Source organism: Bacillus sp. SIMBA_031, assembly GCF_046535225.1.
GTDB lineage: Bacteria > Bacillota > Bacilli > Bacillales > Bacillaceae > Bacillus > Bacillus velezensis.
On sequence record NZ_JAWRXC010000001.1, the window covers coordinates 897,940 to 914,799 of the forward strand.

A 16,860-nucleotide genomic window follows, 5' to 3' on the forward strand; every position below is an offset into this window, starting at 1 on the left:
GGAGGGGACGGCTTTGCAAAACACTGAAGATCTTCTTTACAAACTATTGGCAGGCCAGCTGAAATCTGTCGGATTTTTTACGGAAAACGAAACGCAGCCTGTCATGCAGGGGTTTTACGGCAGGTGGCTGGAAGAAAGCATCACCATCTTGGTGCAAAAAGGCTTTTTGAAACAGTCAGGCAGTACGTATGTGTTAACGGGTCCGATAGAGCGTGCGGACGTGCTGTGGCAAGAATGGGATGAAAAGAAAGCTCCTTTACTCAAGGACAGCAGCAAACAGGCGATGATCACCTTAGTGGAGACCGCTCTCAGAGCTTTGCCGGATATTTTATCCGGCAGAGTTTCTGCCACTGATGTTCTGTTTCCTGATTCCTCAATGGAATTGGTTGAAGGAATCTATAAAAACAATGAAACGGCAGACTACTTTAATGAGGTGCTCGCTGACACATTGACGGCTTTCATTGAAGAACGCCTGAAAGAAGACCCGAACGCGGAAATCCGGATATTAGAGATCGGAGCGGGGACGGGCGGGACGAGCGCGGCCGTTTTCAAAAGATTAAAAGAGTACAAACATCATGTGAAAGAATATTGCTACACCGATCTGTCAAAGGCCTTTTTCATGCATGCTGAAAAAGAATACGGTCCCGAGAATCCGTATTTGACTTATAAGCGGTTTAATGTGGAAGAGCCCCCGGCTTTGCAGGGTATAGAGGCGGGCGCATATGACGCGGTAATTGCGGCAAATGTGCTTCACGCGACAAAAAATATTCGGCGGACACTTCGCAATGCCAAAGCGGTGCTTAAGAAGAATGGGATTTTGCTATTAAATGAGATCAGCAGCCATTCGGTTTATTCTCATCTGACATTCGGCCTTTTGGAAGGCTGGTGGCTGTATGAAGACGCCAAACTGCGCATTCCCGGATGCCCGGGGCTGTATCCTGAAGCGTGGCAGTCTGCGCTGGAAAGCGAGGGATATCGGTACGTTACATTTATGGCGGAATCGTCACATCACCTCGGCCAGCAGATCGTGGCGGCAGAAAGCGACGGCGTCATCAGGCAAAAGCAGCCGGACGCGCAGGCGGTTGAAGAAACTGCGGCTTCCAAAGAGCCGGCTGATTTCACAGCACCGGCTTTCTCAGTCACAGACAGGACCGTGCAATTTATAAAAGAAACGTTAGCCAAATCCATAAAGCTTGCTCCCGAGCGCATTCAGCCGGAAACCAGCTTTGAAAAATACGGCGTCGACTCCATTTTGCAGGTGAATTTTATCCGCGAACTGGAAACATTGACGGGCGAGCTGCCGAAAACGATCTTATTTGAACACACGAATACGAAAGAACTTGCCGAATATTTGCTTGAAACTTACCCAGATAAGCTGCAGCAGGCATTCGGAGCCGAACAAGCGCCTACTGAAACAAAGAATCCGGAACCCGCAATGAATGAACCCGTACCGCTTGTCACGGAAACGCGGCGATTTATCACTGAACCAAAAGAACCGAAAGAGCTAATGCCGGAAACAGAAACCGTCACCAATAATCGTTCTGATCGTGACGATATTGCCATTATCGGCATCAGCGGCCGCTATCCCGAGTCTGAAACGCTCGATGAGCTGTGGGAACATTTAAAAGCCGGAGACAGCTGTATTACGGAAGCCCCGGAAAACAGATGGAAGTCCGGTCTTCTGAAAACAATGGCAAAAGAAACACGAAAAGAAGAACGCAAAACACGGTACGGCGGATTTCTGCAGCATATTGACGCTTTTGACCATCACTTGTTTGACATGCGGGAAGACCATGTGATGGAGATGACGCCTGAGCTCCGTCTAAGCTTAGAAACCGTATGGGAAACATTTGAAAACGGCGGTTACTCGTTAGAAAGAGTAAACGAATGGCAGGAATCAGACAGCGGCATCGGTGTATTTATGGGCAGTATGTACAATCAATATTTCTGGAATATCCCGTCATTGGAAAAAGCCGCGCTCAGCTCTAACGGAGGGGATTGGCATATCGCCAACCGCATTTCCCACTTTTTCAATTTAACGGGTCCGAGCATGGGCGTTACGACCGCATGCTCCAGCTCACTGAGCGCCATTCATCTCGCCTGTGAAAGCCTGAAGCTTAACAGCTGTTCCATGGCGATTGCCGGAGGGGTCAATCTCACGCTTGAACCGTCTAAATATGATGCGCTCGAACGGGCGAATTTGCTTGAACAGGGAAGTGAGAGCAAAAGCTTCGGAACCGGCACGGGCCTGATGCCGGGAGAAGGAGTCGGGGCGGTGCTCTTGAAGCCGCTCGCCAAAGCGGTTGCTGACAAAGACCATATTTACGGGGTCATTAAAAGCAGCGCGTTGTGCCATAGCGGCGGAAGGCAGATGTACACGGCTCCGGATCCGAAACAGCAGGCGAAGCTCATGGCGGCTTCCATTGACAAGGCGGGAATCAATCCGGAAACAATCAGTTATGTTGAATCAGCGGCAAACGGCTCTGTATTGGGAGATCCGATTGAGGTCATTGCCCTGACAAATGCGTTCGCGCAATATACCGATAAAAAACGATTTTGCGCGCTTGGATCCGTCAAGTCAAATCTCGGCCATTTAGAGGCGGCCTCCGGCATGTCCCAGCTCGCGAAAGTGCTGCTGCAAATGGAGCGGGAAACATTAGTTCCAACCATTAATGCAAAACCGCAAAACCCGAATATCGCGCTTGAACAAACGGCTTTTTACCTGCAGGAAAAAACCGAGTATTGGGAGCGTATGAGGGATGCCGAAACGGGGGACAACATACCGCGGAGAAGCATGATCAATTCCTTCGGGGCAGGCGGGGCATATGCAAATCTCATCGTAGAAGAATATATCAGCCCGAATTCCGATCAGGCCCGTCACGGCGATGAGGAATATATTTTCCCTGTGTCAGCGAAAACAAAATGGAGTTTTGAAGCCTATCTTGAGAGACTGGCGGCCTTCTTAGAAAAGACGCCATCTCTTCATCCGGCCGCCATCGCATCTGCGCTGCAAAAAAGAACGCATCATTCGGAGTATCGGGCGGCATTTACGGCTGCTTCCGTTCAGGAACTGTTGGAAAAGCTGGCCGCTTACCGCATGGATCAGCGGAATCTCAATTTCTCCGATCCTGATATTGGCCGGCGTGCGCGGCAATGGGAAAAAGGAGAGAATATCGCGTTTGATCAGTTGCAGCAAGAGCACGCCGTTCATCTGCCGGCCTACGCTTTTGACCACGGGACTTCTTTTCAATTCGGTGAATCAGAAAACGCTGCCGGCGTTCAGGCGGTATACAGTGATGACGACCCATACGTGAAAGGGCATCAATTCAGCGGAGAACCGGTACTCGTCGGCGCTACATATAACAGTCTGGCAGTCGATCATTTTTGTGATCTTTTTCCTGAAGCGGAAGGAGGACAAATTAAAAAACTGAATTACGCGAGCCCCATTACCGTAAAAAAAGGCGATCGCATCGAGCTGAAAACAGAATCGAAACAAAACGGGGATGGATTTGAACTGAGCATAATGCACCGCAGCCGCACGTCCCCTGATTGGAGCATAGCGGCGTATGCCGAGTGCAGCCCGTATCCGTTTCAAAAGCAGCACGCGGATCTGGCGGCCATTCAGCGCTCTTACCGGGAAGTGGGCCGGATAGATGAGTTATACGGAGACGGAACGGGAACTGTCGTGTGGGGAGAAGAATTTAAAACGATCACCCGCCTGTACAAAGGCTCTGATGCCGTTTTAGCGAAAGTGAACCTGAACAATAGCGACTCACAACAAGCGCATCATTATGCCGTAAATCCATTAATCGCCAACACTGCTTACTTGGCCTCGCTTTCTTTATTGGACCAAACGGAGGCGGAAAGCTATCTGCCGTTCGGCATTAATTCCGTCACCTTCAGCAGCCCGGAAGATCTTACCGATTGCTGGCTGCACATCAAGCTGGCCAAACAAACGGGGGAAATGATTCTGATTAACGCAGATGTCATCAGCAGGCGATCGGAAGTGGTGATGCGTTTTGAAGGCTATGCCCTGAAACGGTTCCGCCCGAAAACCGAACAGATAAATCAGCCGGCCCGAACGGCTGTGAAGAATGCGGGAGCACCGATTTTTGCCGGCAGTCTGACAGATGATATCCGCAGCTACGTCCTTGGCAAGCTCGCCAAGATGATGGATGAACCCGCGCCATCTCTTCGTTCTGACGCAAATATCATGGAATTGGGACTTGATTCAGCGAGCCTGATCGGGCTGACAAAAGAGATCGGCCAAGAGGCGGACATCGATGTGAATCCAACATTGTTTTTCGAGTATCCGACCGCGGAGGAGCTGACCCGCCACTTCGCGTCAGCATATGAGAGCAAGTTTTCTCAACTGCTTGCCGATCATAAGCATTCAGAAGAGGCCAGGGTCACGGAAACAGAAGAGCGCACTTTACCGAAGAAACAGCATCCGCCTTGTGATAACGCCGATATCAAGCAAGGAATCGCGATTATCGGTATGTCAGCTCAGTTTCCGCAATCCCCGGATATCCAGTCTTTTTGGGAGCACATCGTAAACGGGGATCACTGTATTACCGAAATTCCGGCGGACCGCTGGGACTGGCGCCGTTACGCCGGTGATGAGAATGACACGAGTCTCAGATGGGGCGGTTTTATTGACGGTGTCGGCGAATTTGACCCGCTCTTTTTCGGAATTTCCCCTAAAGAGGCATCACAAATGGGGCCGGAGCAATTTCTGCTTTTGATGCATACATGGAAGGCAATGGAGGATGCGGGCCTGACAAATAAGGAATTATCAAGCAGACCGACAGGCGTTTTCGTTGCCGCGGGCAACAGCGATCCGAACAATGGAACAGCCATCCCGTCCATCATTCCGAACAGAATATCATATGCCTTGAATTTACAAGGACCGAGTGAATATTACGAGGCTGCCTGCACGTCAACGCTGGTGGCATTGCACAGGGCGGTTCAATCAATCCGTCATAACGAATGTGAGCAGGCTGTCGTGGGGGCCGCCAATATTCTGCAATCGCCGAAGGGCTTTATCGGTTTTGACTCAATGGGATATTTAAGCAAAAACGGCCGGGCGAAATCGTTCCAAAAAGATGCCGATGGCTTTGTCAGAAGCGAAGGGGCGGGCGTGATCATCATCAAACCGCTTGAGGCGGCAATTGAAGACGGCGATCATATTCACATGGTCATTAAAGGAACAGGAGTGTCTCACGGCGGTAAAGGCATGTCGCTTCACGCACCGAATCCGGCGGGAATGAAGGCCGCGATGAAAAAAGCGTACGAAGACACCGATGTTGATCCGCAAACCGTCACTTATATTGAAGCGCACGGCATTGCCTCCGAAATGGCAGATGCGCTGGAGTTTAATGCAATCAAAGCGGGTTACGGCGAGTCTGCAAATCAAGAGGAAAGCGCGCCTTGTTATATCAGCACCGTGAAACCTTGCATCGGGCACGGCGAACTCGCTTCCGGACTGGCCGCCCTTATAAAAGTGGCGATGGCCATGAAGCATCATACCATCCCGGGCATTCCCGGATTTACAGCTGCAAATGAGCAAATGGCCATTCAGAAAAGCCGCTTCCGTTTCACCGAAGACAATCAGGAATGGACACAGCTCACCGACCATACGGGCAGACCGATTCCGCGCCGGGCCGCAATTAACAGCTATGGCTTCGGCGGCATGAATGCGCATGTCGTCTTGGAACAGTACAGCCTGAGCCATAAAGACACAGAATCTGCGTGTGAACCGCAGCTTATCGTGCTTTCTGCTAAGAGCGAAGGGCGCCTAAAGGCGGCCGCAGGTCAGCTGGCTGATTTTGTGCAAACTGGAGATACTCCGTCATTGCGGGATATTGCTTATACGCTTCAGACCGGCCGTGAGGCGATGAACTGCCGCCTGGCACTCGTTGCCCGCAATCAAGATGAATTGCTGGAAAAACTGAAAGAGTACAGAGCATTTTCCGAAGAAAGCAATGGAATGAAAAGCTTCTTTACAGGCAGTCAGCAGACTGGATCAGGAGATATCGGCGTTTTACTGGAAGGGACTCTCGGTACAGTCGTCACAGAGACGCTATTGGCTGAAAACAATCTGGAAAAGCTTGCATTTTGCTGGGTGAAAGGTGCGGATATACCGTGGGGCAGACTCCACCAAGGCAAATCTGTTCAAAGAGTGCCGCTTCCGACATATCCTTTTGAAAACCATAAGTATTGGAATGGCGGTCAGCCAGAAGACATCAGCCTTGCACCGGTTTCACAGAATCCTCAGATCCGCCGAGAGAGCGCAGCTGACATTGTGGCAGACATTTTGGGGATGGAGCCAGCGGAAATGGATCAAAATAAGCCGCTGACTGAATACGGCTTCGATTCAATCTCCTCTATTCAGCTGCTGAAAAAACTTGAGGGCGGAGACAGCCGCATCAGTCTGGAGGCTTTTCAGAAATGCAGCACTGTTCAGGAGATTAGCATGCTGTTAAAAACGAACCAATCGCAGGAGGCGGGCCGAAATTTTCCCGAACTCGTCAAGCTGAATGATAGAGAAAAAGGCCGTCCTGTTTTTTGGTTTCACGGCGGAACGGGAGGCGTTGAAGCATACCAGCCATTCGCGAAAAAGAGTCAGCGACCTTTTTACGGCATCCAGGCAAGAGGTTTGACAGGGAAAGAGCCGCTGCAAGGAATCGAAGAGACGGCCGCTTCTTATATGAGAATCATCCAAGCGGTACAGCCGAAAGGCCCTTATGACCTCGGCGGATATTCCTTGGGCGGAATGCTTGCATACGAAACCGTGCGCCTCTTGCAGGAGGAAGGTCATACGGTAAAAAGCGCCGTCATGATCGACACCCCGTACAGTGATAAATGGAAAGAAAGAAAACCATCTGTTAAGTCAGTCATGCTGCAAACGATCAATACGATGCTTACAGCATATCTTAAGCCTGAAAACCTTGAAGAGGCATTAATCAGCAGAGAAGACATTACCGTCCAGGCTGAGGAAGAAGAGGTATTGAAAGAATTGATCGGCCTTGCCAAAAAGCGCGGTCTGCCAAAATCCGAAGAAGCGATCCGGATGCAGCTGGAGCAAATGATGAAGACGCAGCTCGCTTACGGAATGGAAGAGTATGACATGAAGCCGCTGCCTCATCCGGAAGCGCTGCAATGCTACTACTTCCGTAATAAAAGCGGTTTGTTCCTCGGAGATCTTGAACGTTATCTGACAGCAGAGGAAGAACAAATTCCGTTAGACCAAGATGCGTATTGGAAAGAATGGGAACGCCAGATGAAACAGTTTCACCTGCTGGACGTTCACTCTTCCAATCATGTCACAATGCTGTCGGAACCAAAGCCGCAAAACGCCATTAAAGCATTCTGCGAAAAACTGTACGCAAACAAAGGAACGATAAGCGCAAATTTCCTTAAATCTTTCAGAAAAAAGCTGGACGAAACAAATGAGTTGGTAAAACGGTAATAGAGAACGGCCGGAGCAATCCGGCCGCTTTTTTATCTATATAGAACTAAATTAACTATGTACTAAATCTTCAATGTCATATTGATTTCCGTTTATAAGACATTAAAAAAACCCCCGATAAACAAGGGGGGGCGATATTAAAATCTGACAGGCAATGTTTCAAGCCCTCTCAAAAACACATTTTTTCTCCATGTTACATCCTCGGGCGCGCCTTTCAGCTCTATATTCGGAAACCGTTTTAAAAGCGCGGTAAAGGCAATGGATGCTTCCATCCGGGCGAGCGGAGCCCCGAGACAAAAATGAATGCCGAATCCAAAAGAAATATGACGGTTCGGTGTTCTCGCTATATTTAATGTATCAGGATCATCAAAATATTCCGGGTCCCGATTGGCTGAACCGATGCCGATAAATATCATATCACCTTTTTTAATAGAAACATCTTTATAAGTGAAATCTTCAATCGCCCATCGATTCGCCATCATGATGACGGGAGAGGTATAACGCAAAAGCTCTTCGACCGCCGTCTGGATATCTTCGGGCTGCCGCTTTATCTTCTCCATCTGGTCTTTGTGCAGAAGAAGCGCCAGGGTGCCGGAGCCAAGAAGGTTAACCGTTGTTTCAAGCCCGGCAACGACTAACAAAAACAGCATGGAATACAGCTCTGATTCACTCAGCTTTTGGCCGTCCTCTTCAGCGTAAATAAGCTTGCTCGTCAAGTCTTCACCCGGATGTTTTCTTTTTTCTTCGATCAGTGTTTTCATATATTGTTTAAATTCTTTGAGAGCCTGGTTGGTCGCATCTTGTCCGCTTTCTGACGTGTCGACCATTGCGTTTGTCCACACTTGAAATTTGGCGCGGTCCTCTTTCGGAATTCCGAGCAGCTCGGAAATGACGATAAACGGAAGCGGTGCGGCGAAATCTCTCATGATATCAGGGTCTGCTTTTGTTTCCATTTCATCCAGCAGCTCTTCTGTGATCTGCTCTATCCCGGTGCGAAGCTGCTCAATCATCCGGGGAGTGAACCCCTGATGCACCAAAGATCGAAGACGTGAATGATCCGGGGGGTCTTTTGCCAGCATATGCTCTGAGACAAAATCGATATCTTCACTGACATTCAGCTTCGCGATCAGCTCCTTCGGCATGACCCGTTTTACATCTCTCGTAATTCTGCCGTCTTTTAAAAACGCCATACAATCATCATAACGCGTGATGAGCCAAGCCGGAAAGGTGCCTCCGAAACGCTGCAGTTCGAATTTATGTATGGGGTCCTGCTCTCTGAATCTGCTTAAAACCGCAAAAGGGTTTTCGTGAAACTCGGGTGAGTGTGGGTGAAACATTGTTTTTTCCATCTGGATTTCCCCGCCTTCATGTTTTTGAAAAGACATAACAAACAGCCGGTGCCTGCCGACCGGACGGCATTCCTCCTTTTATCTGCCGAAGACACTGATCACAACGGCTCATAAGTATGTCTAAAATATATAAGGAAACAGAAGCCGGTTCAATAGACAAATCGTAAAGCCGCCATTTTCGTTGATTATCAACAAAACAGCAAACTTTTTTTTCCATTTCATCATGTGTGTTAAATCCGGCTAATATACATATTTACGCTTCATATCAACTTCTTAAGGAGGATGTGAATGAATGCGTTTATGAAATGGGCGGCAAGTCTGCTTTTGGTGATCTCTCTTCAGTTCGGTCTTACGGGCGCCGGCATCCATTCGGACAGTGCTGCTCGTGCCGCATCCCGATACGATCAGGTGCTGTATTTCCCGCTGTCAAAATATCCGGAGACGGGAAATCATATAAAAGACGCCATTTCGGCAGGTCATTCTGAGATTTGTACAATTGATCGGGGCGGAGCGGAGAATAGAAGGAAAGAATCATTGAAAGGAATTCCGACAAAGCCCGGGTTTGACCGTGATGAATGGCCCATGGCAGTCTGCACAGAAGGCGGGGCGGGGGCTGATATCAGATATGTAACCCCGTCGGATAACCGCGGGGCCGGTTCATGGGTTGGAAATCAAATGAGCGGATACTCCGACGGCACGAGAGTACTATTTATCGTTCAGTAGCTTCTCCGGTTCGCCGGAGTTTTTTTATGCTCTGAAAAAGCGGCACGCCGGCTGGACATATGAAATGGCAAAGAGTAAACTTATATGTTGGAATCAGCATGAGAAAGGATTGGATCACATTGACAGTGACTACATACCGAAATATTGCACTTTTACTTCTTTGTTTAACAGCGGGAATTGTGGATGTGATCGGTTATTTAAGCCTGGGACATATCTTTACCGCCAATATGACGGGGAACATCGTTCTGTTCGGCCTGGCGATCGGCAACTCATGGCACCTTGCCGTACTCAAATCGTTAACCTCGTTAATCGGATTTATTGCCGGCGTTATTGCCGCGGCCCTGCTTGTGGGCAATAAAAAGAAATCATTCTGGCCCTCTGCGGTAACTGCCGCTTTTGCTATTGAAGGAGCTGTTTTGCTGCTGTTTGCTTTGTTCTCCTGCTTTTTTGCAGATGCCATTTCTGTTTATGTGCTGATTATGCTGCTCAGCTTCGCAATGGGAATGCAGACGACAGCCGCGAGAAAACTTGGTGTAGCGGGGATTTCCACGACCGTATTAACGGGAACGCTCGCTAATTTTTTTGAAGATCTCACCGCAAGGTTTTACAAAGCGGACAAGCGGAAGCAGTTTACGAGAGATGCTGTTTTGCGCGCGCTTGCCTTGGTGCTGTATTGCTTTGGGGCGGTCATCGGCGCTTTTGCCGAACCGGATTATAAGTTTGCCGTGATCTGGCTTCCGATTATCATTATTTTAGGCATTATGCTTTGCGCATTCACGATGTTCCACGGATATTCTGAAGAAAAAAACCAATAAAAAAACGCCGCTGGTTCAGGGCGTTTTTTCTTTTTGTTGCTCTTTCCGGGTCCCGATTGTATAAACGGCCCGATCTGTATGTACCTTTAATCCGTCTTGCTCCTTTTGGATGGTAATATCGCCGAGCAGAGGGATTTCATACGCATCTTGAGGAAGCGGGACATTTCCTTCCTCCGTATAGGTTGTGCCGTGCCCTTTTAAGACGAGCTCTTCGTCTGCTACATAGTCATCGGGATGGTTTGTCCGGCGGACGAGAACATCATCAAGGTGAAGCATGATCTGGTCCATATCAGAAATCTCGTTTCGGCTGTCTGTCAGCTCTCCTTTTCTGATATCAAGCGTTTGTCCGATCTGTTTTTGCAGCCATTCAGACAATTCGGTGTTTGTAAGTGCCATTGTGATTCCTCCTTTTATCTACACCATACTTATTCCCTATTTTTTTAGAAATACACTGCCTTGCATTGATCTTTTTTTCTGACAGCCGGTTCTGAAGCATTCCGAGTTCCTTCATTATAAATGTTTCATCTGTTCACCTGAAAAACGGAGTCATCTGCAGGTGCAGACGACCCCGTTCTCATGATAAAAAGGTTACTCTTTCGGCACGGCGTTTTCAGCGTTCACTGCGCCCGCTCCGTAAATGTTCGGATTTTCATTTGTCCATTGATCCGGACTTTGTTTGATCAATGTTTTCACTTCGTCAGGCGAAAGCTGCGGGTTTTGCTGAAGGATTAAGGCGGCAATGCCAGCACAGATCGGAGTGGCCATGGACGTGCCCGACAGACTGAAATACAAGGAGCCTACACGATTTGATTTCTGTAATTTGTCAAGGTATGAACGCGGAGAACGGAGAGATACGATATCGACCCCGGGTGCAAGAATGTCAGGCTTCTCTTTTCCGTACACCGTCGGGCCGCGGCTTGAGAATGAAGCGACCGTATCGTCCTCATTGCCGGCTGTATTATTGTCATCATAGGCGCCTACCGTGATGACCTTCTCGCTGACACCGGGGCTTGAAATCGTTTGAGCTTCCGGACCGGAGTTGCCCGCGGCGACGCAGACGACGATTCCTTTATTCCATGCCTCTTCAACGGCCTTGACGAGCGGGTCGTCCGTTTCTTTATCATATCTGAGCGCATCTCCGCCCAGTGACATGCTGATGATTCTGATCGGATTCTTTGTGTGTTCTTTATTATATTGTATACACCATTCCACACCTTCAATGATATCAGCCAAGGTTCCTGATCCTGATTTGTTTAAAACCTTGACTCCGATCAGATCGGCTTCCGGCGCCGGCCCCTGATATTTACCGGAAGATGAAGCGCCGCTGCTTGCGATGTCACCGGCGCAATGGGTGCCGTGCCCGTTGTCGTCATACGGTTCTGTCTTTTGGTTGACAAAGTCCGCAAATCCGATAACTCTGCCTTCTAAATCGGGATGCTGATAGATTCCGGTATCAATAACGGCAACGGTTACGCCTTTTCCTGTTAATAGGGTGCCGTTACGGGTCACTTCTTTTGCATGAGACGATTCAGCTGCCGTATCAAGGAGCGCTTTTACTTCACGGTTTAAATAGATTTTACGGATATCCCGGCATTGCGAAAGAAGCATGTGAAGGGCGGACGGAGTGACTTCGGCGCTGCAGCAATTGATTGTTTGAAACTGCTTTTTTATGGTGCAGCGTTTTTCTTTTGATAAGACCTGTCCTGTGCTGTGAAAACCGGATTCATGGCAGCCCTCTTCAAATTCAATGATGACTGACATTTTCTTTCTGTTTTTCACCTTTTTTTCGAAAAACTTGTGCAAAAAGCAAGGTGTCCATTTGAAAGGTTTATATAACTGTAATACGTTTTCTCTGAGCGGCCAGTCCAGCTTATGAGCATTTGACCGCACCATTTGTACCATTGAGTAACCAAACATATATACTTTTCCTCCCATTCTGGCGATTCTCTCTATACCATATGAACAGGCCGTATGTTCGGTCAGTTTGTTTGTCCTTCAGGAGCGCTGGTTACTTGCGGCTTTTTCAGGAGAAGAAATCGAGTTGAGAGAGAACGTTCGTTCGTTTATGATGAAGCCGGCGGAAGGAGGTATATACATGAACATAATATTGAGACATTCCTTGGAAAAACAGCTTCCGATTGATATTATATATATGAAAAAAGACGGCTCCATTTCAAAACGGACCATTATTATAAAAAAAGGGGATGAGCGGGCTGTAACGGCATTTTGCTGTACAAAAAGGCAGGTGAGAACTTTTTTGACGGGCTCCATTCTGTCCTGTGCATTTGCTTCGGGAGGCGGATATTCATTTTTAAAAGCGTATTCTTGATGCCGTCCGTTTCCGGCTGTGAATCTCCCGCCCCTGAAAATTCGGGCGTTCCTCCCTTTTTTTTTGCCCTCTCTCAACCTTTTTTCACTGATGCCCGGCATTTGAGCGCTTGAACCGTGACAATCCATTGATTTTTCGAAACCGGGAAGTTTTTCACTGATGATAATGTTAATAGAATGTTAAGATAAGACCTATTGACAAAAATCCATATAATGAACATGTCATTTTTCAGAAAGGAGCAAAGAAGGAGAGCTGATGAAAAGAATTTTACTTAATGTCATCATTATCGTAGCAATGGTCTTACTAATAAGATGTGCTCATTATGCGTCAGATCCTGATCCCTCGAATTCTTCTGATACATACACAGATTTTAAAGATTTGGCTGAACATGAAGACCCCGATGATTATCATATATCGTACAATAAGCGAAAGGGGAGCCCCGTATTGATCATGTCGCCGCACGGAGGGAGAATTGAGGGCGGGGTGAGCGAGATCGTCCGCTCTTTCAGCGATGATTATTCAACCTACCTGTTTGAGGGATTAAAAACGCATGATAACCAGACTCTTCATATTACGAGCACCAAGTTCGATGAGCCTTCAGCAGTCGAAAGCATTAAGCAGCACCATTATGTTATCGCAGTGCACGGTTATAAAGGCGACGAGAAAAATACTCTTGTCGGAGGAAGCGATCGGAAGCGGGCGAAAAAATTGGTGAGAGCTCTCGAACGAAACGGATTTTCTGCAGAATTGGCAACCTCAAAAACCGGTCTGGCCGGGGTTAACACCGAAAATATCAATAACCAGGCGCAAACCGGGCTGAGCATACAGCTTGAGATCAGCAGAGAACAGCGGGAAGCGTTTTTTGATAATTTTGATTATCGCGAAAGGGAATTCACAAAAACGGAGGAATTTTACCGGTTTGTCCGTACGATAAAAAGAGTGATCAATCAAGAGTATTCGTGAGCTTAAAAAAAGACAAACGAGTGAAAGATGAGTAAACTGAAAAAAAGGAGGTTTGTCCCTTGGCAAAACATCACTTTTATTTAAAAGCAAATTGGCCCGGAAATCGCAATGACGTCGGCGATATTAAAAGCGGCCGGCTGGAAACGGCTGTGTCCATTCCTAAGGAAATGGACGGACCCGGAGAAGGCACAAATCCTGATGAAATGCTGCTTGGAGCGGCCGCGACCTGTTATATTATAACGCTTGCGGCGATGATGGAAAGAAGCGGCCTGGATAAAGAAGATCTACATATGGAATCTGAAGGAATTGTAGACGTCACGAACGGTGTGTTCACGTACCAGAAAATCATTCACCGTCCGTTTATATTATTAAAGCCGGATGCAGCCGAAACGGACTTTACGCTCGCCAGGAAGTTAGCGCAGAAAGCGGAGTCCTCGTGTATGATTTCACGAGCGGTCCAAGGAAACGTGGAGATGGAGCTTGAGGTTGAAGTAAAAGCTGTCCGCGCTTGACGAGTTCAAACGGTCAGCTCCGGGCCGTTTGATTTTTTTTAGCTTTTTGAGACTTGGAACGGTTCAGCAGGATGACGCCCGTGATGACCAAAACAAGCCCGATCATCATTTTGACTGTCATGGCCTCCTTAAAAACAAAAAAGCCGACAATTGCCGTTAAAGCGGTGCCGACACCTGACCATGTCGCGTATGCGGCGGATAAATCAAGGCTTTTCAATGAGAAGCTCAAAAACATAAAAGAGGCTCCGATTCCGGCAATGACGCCGAGAGCGGGCCATAAGTGCGTAAAACCGTCCGACAGCTTCAGCATCGTGCTCCCGAACACTTCTGATACAATGGCTAATGCCAAGCAAAGTAATCCTTTCATCAGCATGCCTCTCCTTTCTAACAATTCATCAAAATGACACCGGCCAATAAGAAAAAGAGCCCGATGACGGCATGCTTGTCCAGTTTTTCATGAAACCATTTCGCTCCGATAATGGATGCGAGCACCGTTCCGGCTCCGCTCCATGTTGCATAGGATAAGCTGAGCGGAATGAGATTCAGTGTCAGTGAAAGCATATAAAAGGCCAATGAATAGCCTGCCACTACAAGCGCGCTCGGCAAAAACCGCGTAAATCCGCGGGAGACCTTCAGCATGGCCGCGCCGATTGACTCTGATAAAATAGCAATTGTGAGGAAGATATAACCCAGAATCATATCAAATCCCCCTCTCATCATAATCCTTATGCCTTTTGTTTAAGGCAGTAAAATAAAATAATATCCGAACTTTGCCCGCTAAGTCAAGACATTAGGCCTATACAAAAAGGCCCCCGGGGAGGAGCCTTTTTGATTCTTCAATAGTAATACGGATAGCCGTAGCCGTAACCCCCGTACAAGTACGGATTGAATAAAGCGCTTCCGACAAGCCCCCCGACAAGCCCTCCGAAAAACGGTCCGCCGTAAAAACCAAACGGCCGTCCGAATCCATAACCAAACCAAGGCCGGCCAAATCCAAAACCCGGCCGTCCGAATCCAAATCCGAATCCGGGCCGCCCGAAGCCGAATCCCGGCCGTCCAAACCCAAATCCGGGACGTCCGAACCCAAATCCAGGACGCCCAAACTGTCTCATTTCACTATCTACTGCGTATGTGTATTCTTCATTCATAATTAAGGTACCTCCAAGAATAAATTTGAGATGATAACAGAGTATTCAGCCCACCAATTTTTGATTGGGCGTTTATCAAAAAAATAAAGGAGTGAGCTTTTGTGGGCCTGTATCAGTCCGATTGGTCAAAAAAACCTCCGCACACACACGCATACCGGGCGGTTACGGATGTAGTGCAGGGGCATTACCATTTGATTGAAGGCTTTTCGCAGCCGGAGAATGGCAGCAATACAGATGAGCATACACATTTCTATACGGGCATCACCTCGTTTGAAAACGGCCATTTTCATAGGTATTACGGCATTTCCGGCCCTGCCATCCCGAGGGTTGACGGAACACATTACCATGAGCTTTCAGAGACCACCTTTGCCGCCTACAATGAGCCGATTCAGATCCAGCACGGAGGCGTCGTTTACGATCCGCGGGAGGAAGGACGGAAAACGCACCGCCATACACTCAAAGGAAAAACGAGAGAGGTTGTCGGAAACGAGCCGATCGGGTGGTAGTGGACGTTTAGCGCTCAGGAAAAAGGGCAAAATGGATAGGTGCCTGAAGAAATGAATGCTATAATTAGGGGGAGATTTATAAAAGAGAGTGATACATATTGAAAAATAAAAAACAGCCTGTCGTCATACTCGTCGGACCGACGGCAGTCGGAAAAACAAAACTAAGCATCGGACTCGCGAAAATGCTGAATGCGGAAATCATCAGCGGAGATTCCATGCAGGTATATAAAGGGATGGACATCGGAACGGCCAAAGTCACCGAAGAAGAGACAGAAGGCGTGCCGCATCACCTGATTGATATTTTGGAGCCGTCCGACACTTTTTCAACGGCGGATTATCAGAAAATGGTAAGGGGAAAAATCACCGAGATTGCCGATAGAGGAAAGCTGCCGATGATTGTCGGGGGGACGGGTCTGTACATTCAGTCCGTGCTGTATGACTATACGTTCACGGAAAACTCCGGCGACCCTGTATTCCGGGAGCGCATGGAGAAACTGGCGGCTGAAGAAGGAGCGGAAGCGCTTCATGCCAAGCTTGCGGCAGCCGACCCGGAAGCGGCGGCAGCCATTCATCAAAACAATACGCGAAGAGTCATCCGCGCGCTCGAAATTCTGCATGTATCGGGAAAAACAATGTCAGAGCATCTTAAAACTCAAAAACGGGAGCTGCTTTACAATGCGGTTCTTATCGGTCTTACAATGGACAGAGAAGTGCTGTACGGCCGGATTAATGAGCGCGTTGACCTGATGCTGGAAACCGGCCTTCTTGACGAAGTAAAGCGGCTGTATGATATGAATATCCGGGACAGCCAATCGATTCAGGCGATCGGTTATAAAGAGCTGTATGAATATCTTGATGGAAAAGTGCCGCTCCCTCAGGCTGTGGAGCAATTAAAACAAAATTCTAGGCGATATGCGAAACGCCAGCTGACCTGGTTTCGCAATAAAATGCCCGTTTCATGGACAGATATGACGCCGCCTGTTGATATTGAGCAGAAAAAAAAGGAAATTTTCGAGTGCATAGCAGGAAAACTGGAAATTTAAT

The 16,860-nt window shown here is 48.1% G+C and carries 14 protein-coding genes; 8 read left to right on the forward strand and 6 right to left on the reverse strand.

Translation table 11 applies throughout. The annotated features are described in order from the left end of the window. Positions 1–13 precede the first annotated feature (13 nt). Positions 14–7,471: a beta-ketoacyl synthase N-terminal-like domain-containing protein gene (locus tag SB724_RS04195; protein WP_410570177.1), complete on the forward strand. Its 7,458-nt coding sequence runs from the start codon at positions 14–16 to the stop codon at positions 7,469–7,471. Positions 7,472–7,608: 137 nt separating this feature from the next. On the opposite strand, the gene SB724_RS04200 is transcribed toward SB724_RS04195, so the two are convergent. After that, positions 7,609–8,820, reverse strand: a complete 1,212-nt coding sequence (locus tag SB724_RS04200; protein WP_038460738.1) for a cytochrome P450 family protein — start codon at positions 8,818–8,820, stop codon at positions 7,609–7,611. A gap of 288 nt (positions 8,821–9,108) precedes the next feature. Here SB724_RS04200 and SB724_RS04205 point away from each other — a divergent pair, with 288 nt between their 5' ends. Both SB724_RS04205 and SB724_RS04210 read left to right on the forward strand, forming a co-directional pair. After that, positions 9,109–9,543 (forward strand): NucA/NucB deoxyribonuclease domain-containing protein, encoded by a 435-nt coding sequence (locus SB724_RS04205; protein WP_007611576.1) that lies wholly within the window; start codon positions 9,109–9,111, stop codon positions 9,541–9,543. A 59-nt stretch (positions 9,544–9,602) separates the two neighbouring features. Continuing rightward, positions 9,603–10,358: a YoaK family protein gene (locus SB724_RS04210; RefSeq protein WP_265971703.1), complete on the forward strand. Its 756-nt coding sequence runs from the start codon at positions 9,603–9,605 to the stop codon at positions 10,356–10,358. 15 nt (positions 10,359–10,373) lie between these two features. Here the strand turns inward: SB724_RS04210 and ymzB are convergent, their stop codons facing one another. Next, positions 10,374–10,754 (reverse strand): protein YmzB, encoded by a 381-nt coding sequence (ymzB, locus tag SB724_RS04215; RefSeq protein ID WP_410570179.1) that lies wholly within the window; start codon positions 10,752–10,754, stop codon positions 10,374–10,376. A gap of 192 nt (positions 10,755–10,946) precedes the next feature. Further along, positions 10,947–12,275, reverse strand: a complete 1,329-nt coding sequence (aprX, locus tag SB724_RS04220; RefSeq protein WP_410570181.1) for a serine protease AprX — start codon at positions 12,273–12,275, stop codon at positions 10,947–10,949. Between the two features lie 178 nt (positions 12,276–12,453). On the opposite strand from aprX, the gene SB724_RS04225 reads away from it, so the two are divergent. From SB724_RS04225 to SB724_RS04235, 3 genes are all read left to right on the forward strand, one after another. Further along, entirely contained in the window at positions 12,454–12,687 is a 234-nt protein-coding gene (locus SB724_RS04225) for a hypothetical protein (protein WP_285979456.1), read from the forward strand. Between the two features lie 255 nt (positions 12,688–12,942). After that, a complete protein-coding gene (locus SB724_RS04230) occupies positions 12,943–13,650 on the forward strand; it encodes a poly-gamma-glutamate hydrolase family protein (protein ID WP_088462097.1) in 708 nt (235 codons plus the stop codon). Positions 13,651–13,709: 59 nt separating this feature from the next. Continuing rightward, the gene (locus SB724_RS04235; RefSeq protein ID WP_061581357.1) at positions 13,710–14,162 is read left to right on the forward strand and encodes an OsmC family protein; all 453 of its coding nucleotides are present in this window, start codon (positions 13,710–13,712) and stop codon (positions 14,160–14,162) included. 13 nt (positions 14,163–14,175) lie between these two features. On the opposite strand, the gene erbB is transcribed toward SB724_RS04235, so the two are convergent. From erbB to SB724_RS04250, 3 genes are all read right to left on the reverse strand, one after another. After that, positions 14,176–14,529 (reverse strand): SMR family multidrug efflux transporter EbrB, encoded by a 354-nt coding sequence (erbB, locus tag SB724_RS04240; protein WP_007410379.1) that lies wholly within the window; start codon positions 14,527–14,529, stop codon positions 14,176–14,178. A 17-nt stretch (positions 14,530–14,546) separates the two neighbouring features. Beyond that, entirely contained in the window at positions 14,547–14,861 is a 315-nt protein-coding gene (gene erbA, locus SB724_RS04245; RefSeq protein WP_410570184.1) for an SMR family multidrug efflux transporter EbrA, read from the reverse strand. Positions 14,862–14,998: 137 nt separating this feature from the next. Beyond that, positions 14,999–15,274, reverse strand: coding sequence for a hypothetical protein (locus SB724_RS04250; protein ID WP_373681458.1), 276 nt, complete (start codon positions 15,272–15,274; stop codon positions 14,999–15,001). Between the two features lie 137 nt (positions 15,275–15,411). On the opposite strand from SB724_RS04250, the gene SB724_RS04255 reads away from it, so the two are divergent. Next, positions 15,412–15,816 (forward strand): YmaF family protein, encoded by a 405-nt coding sequence (locus tag SB724_RS04255; protein WP_014417831.1) that lies wholly within the window; start codon positions 15,412–15,414, stop codon positions 15,814–15,816. 98 nt (positions 15,817–15,914) lie between these two features. Further along, a complete protein-coding gene (gene miaA, locus SB724_RS04260; protein WP_007410375.1) occupies positions 15,915–16,859 on the forward strand; it encodes a tRNA (adenosine(37)-N6)-dimethylallyltransferase MiaA in 945 nt (314 codons plus the stop codon). The last annotated feature ends 1 nt before the right edge of the window (position 16,860 follow it).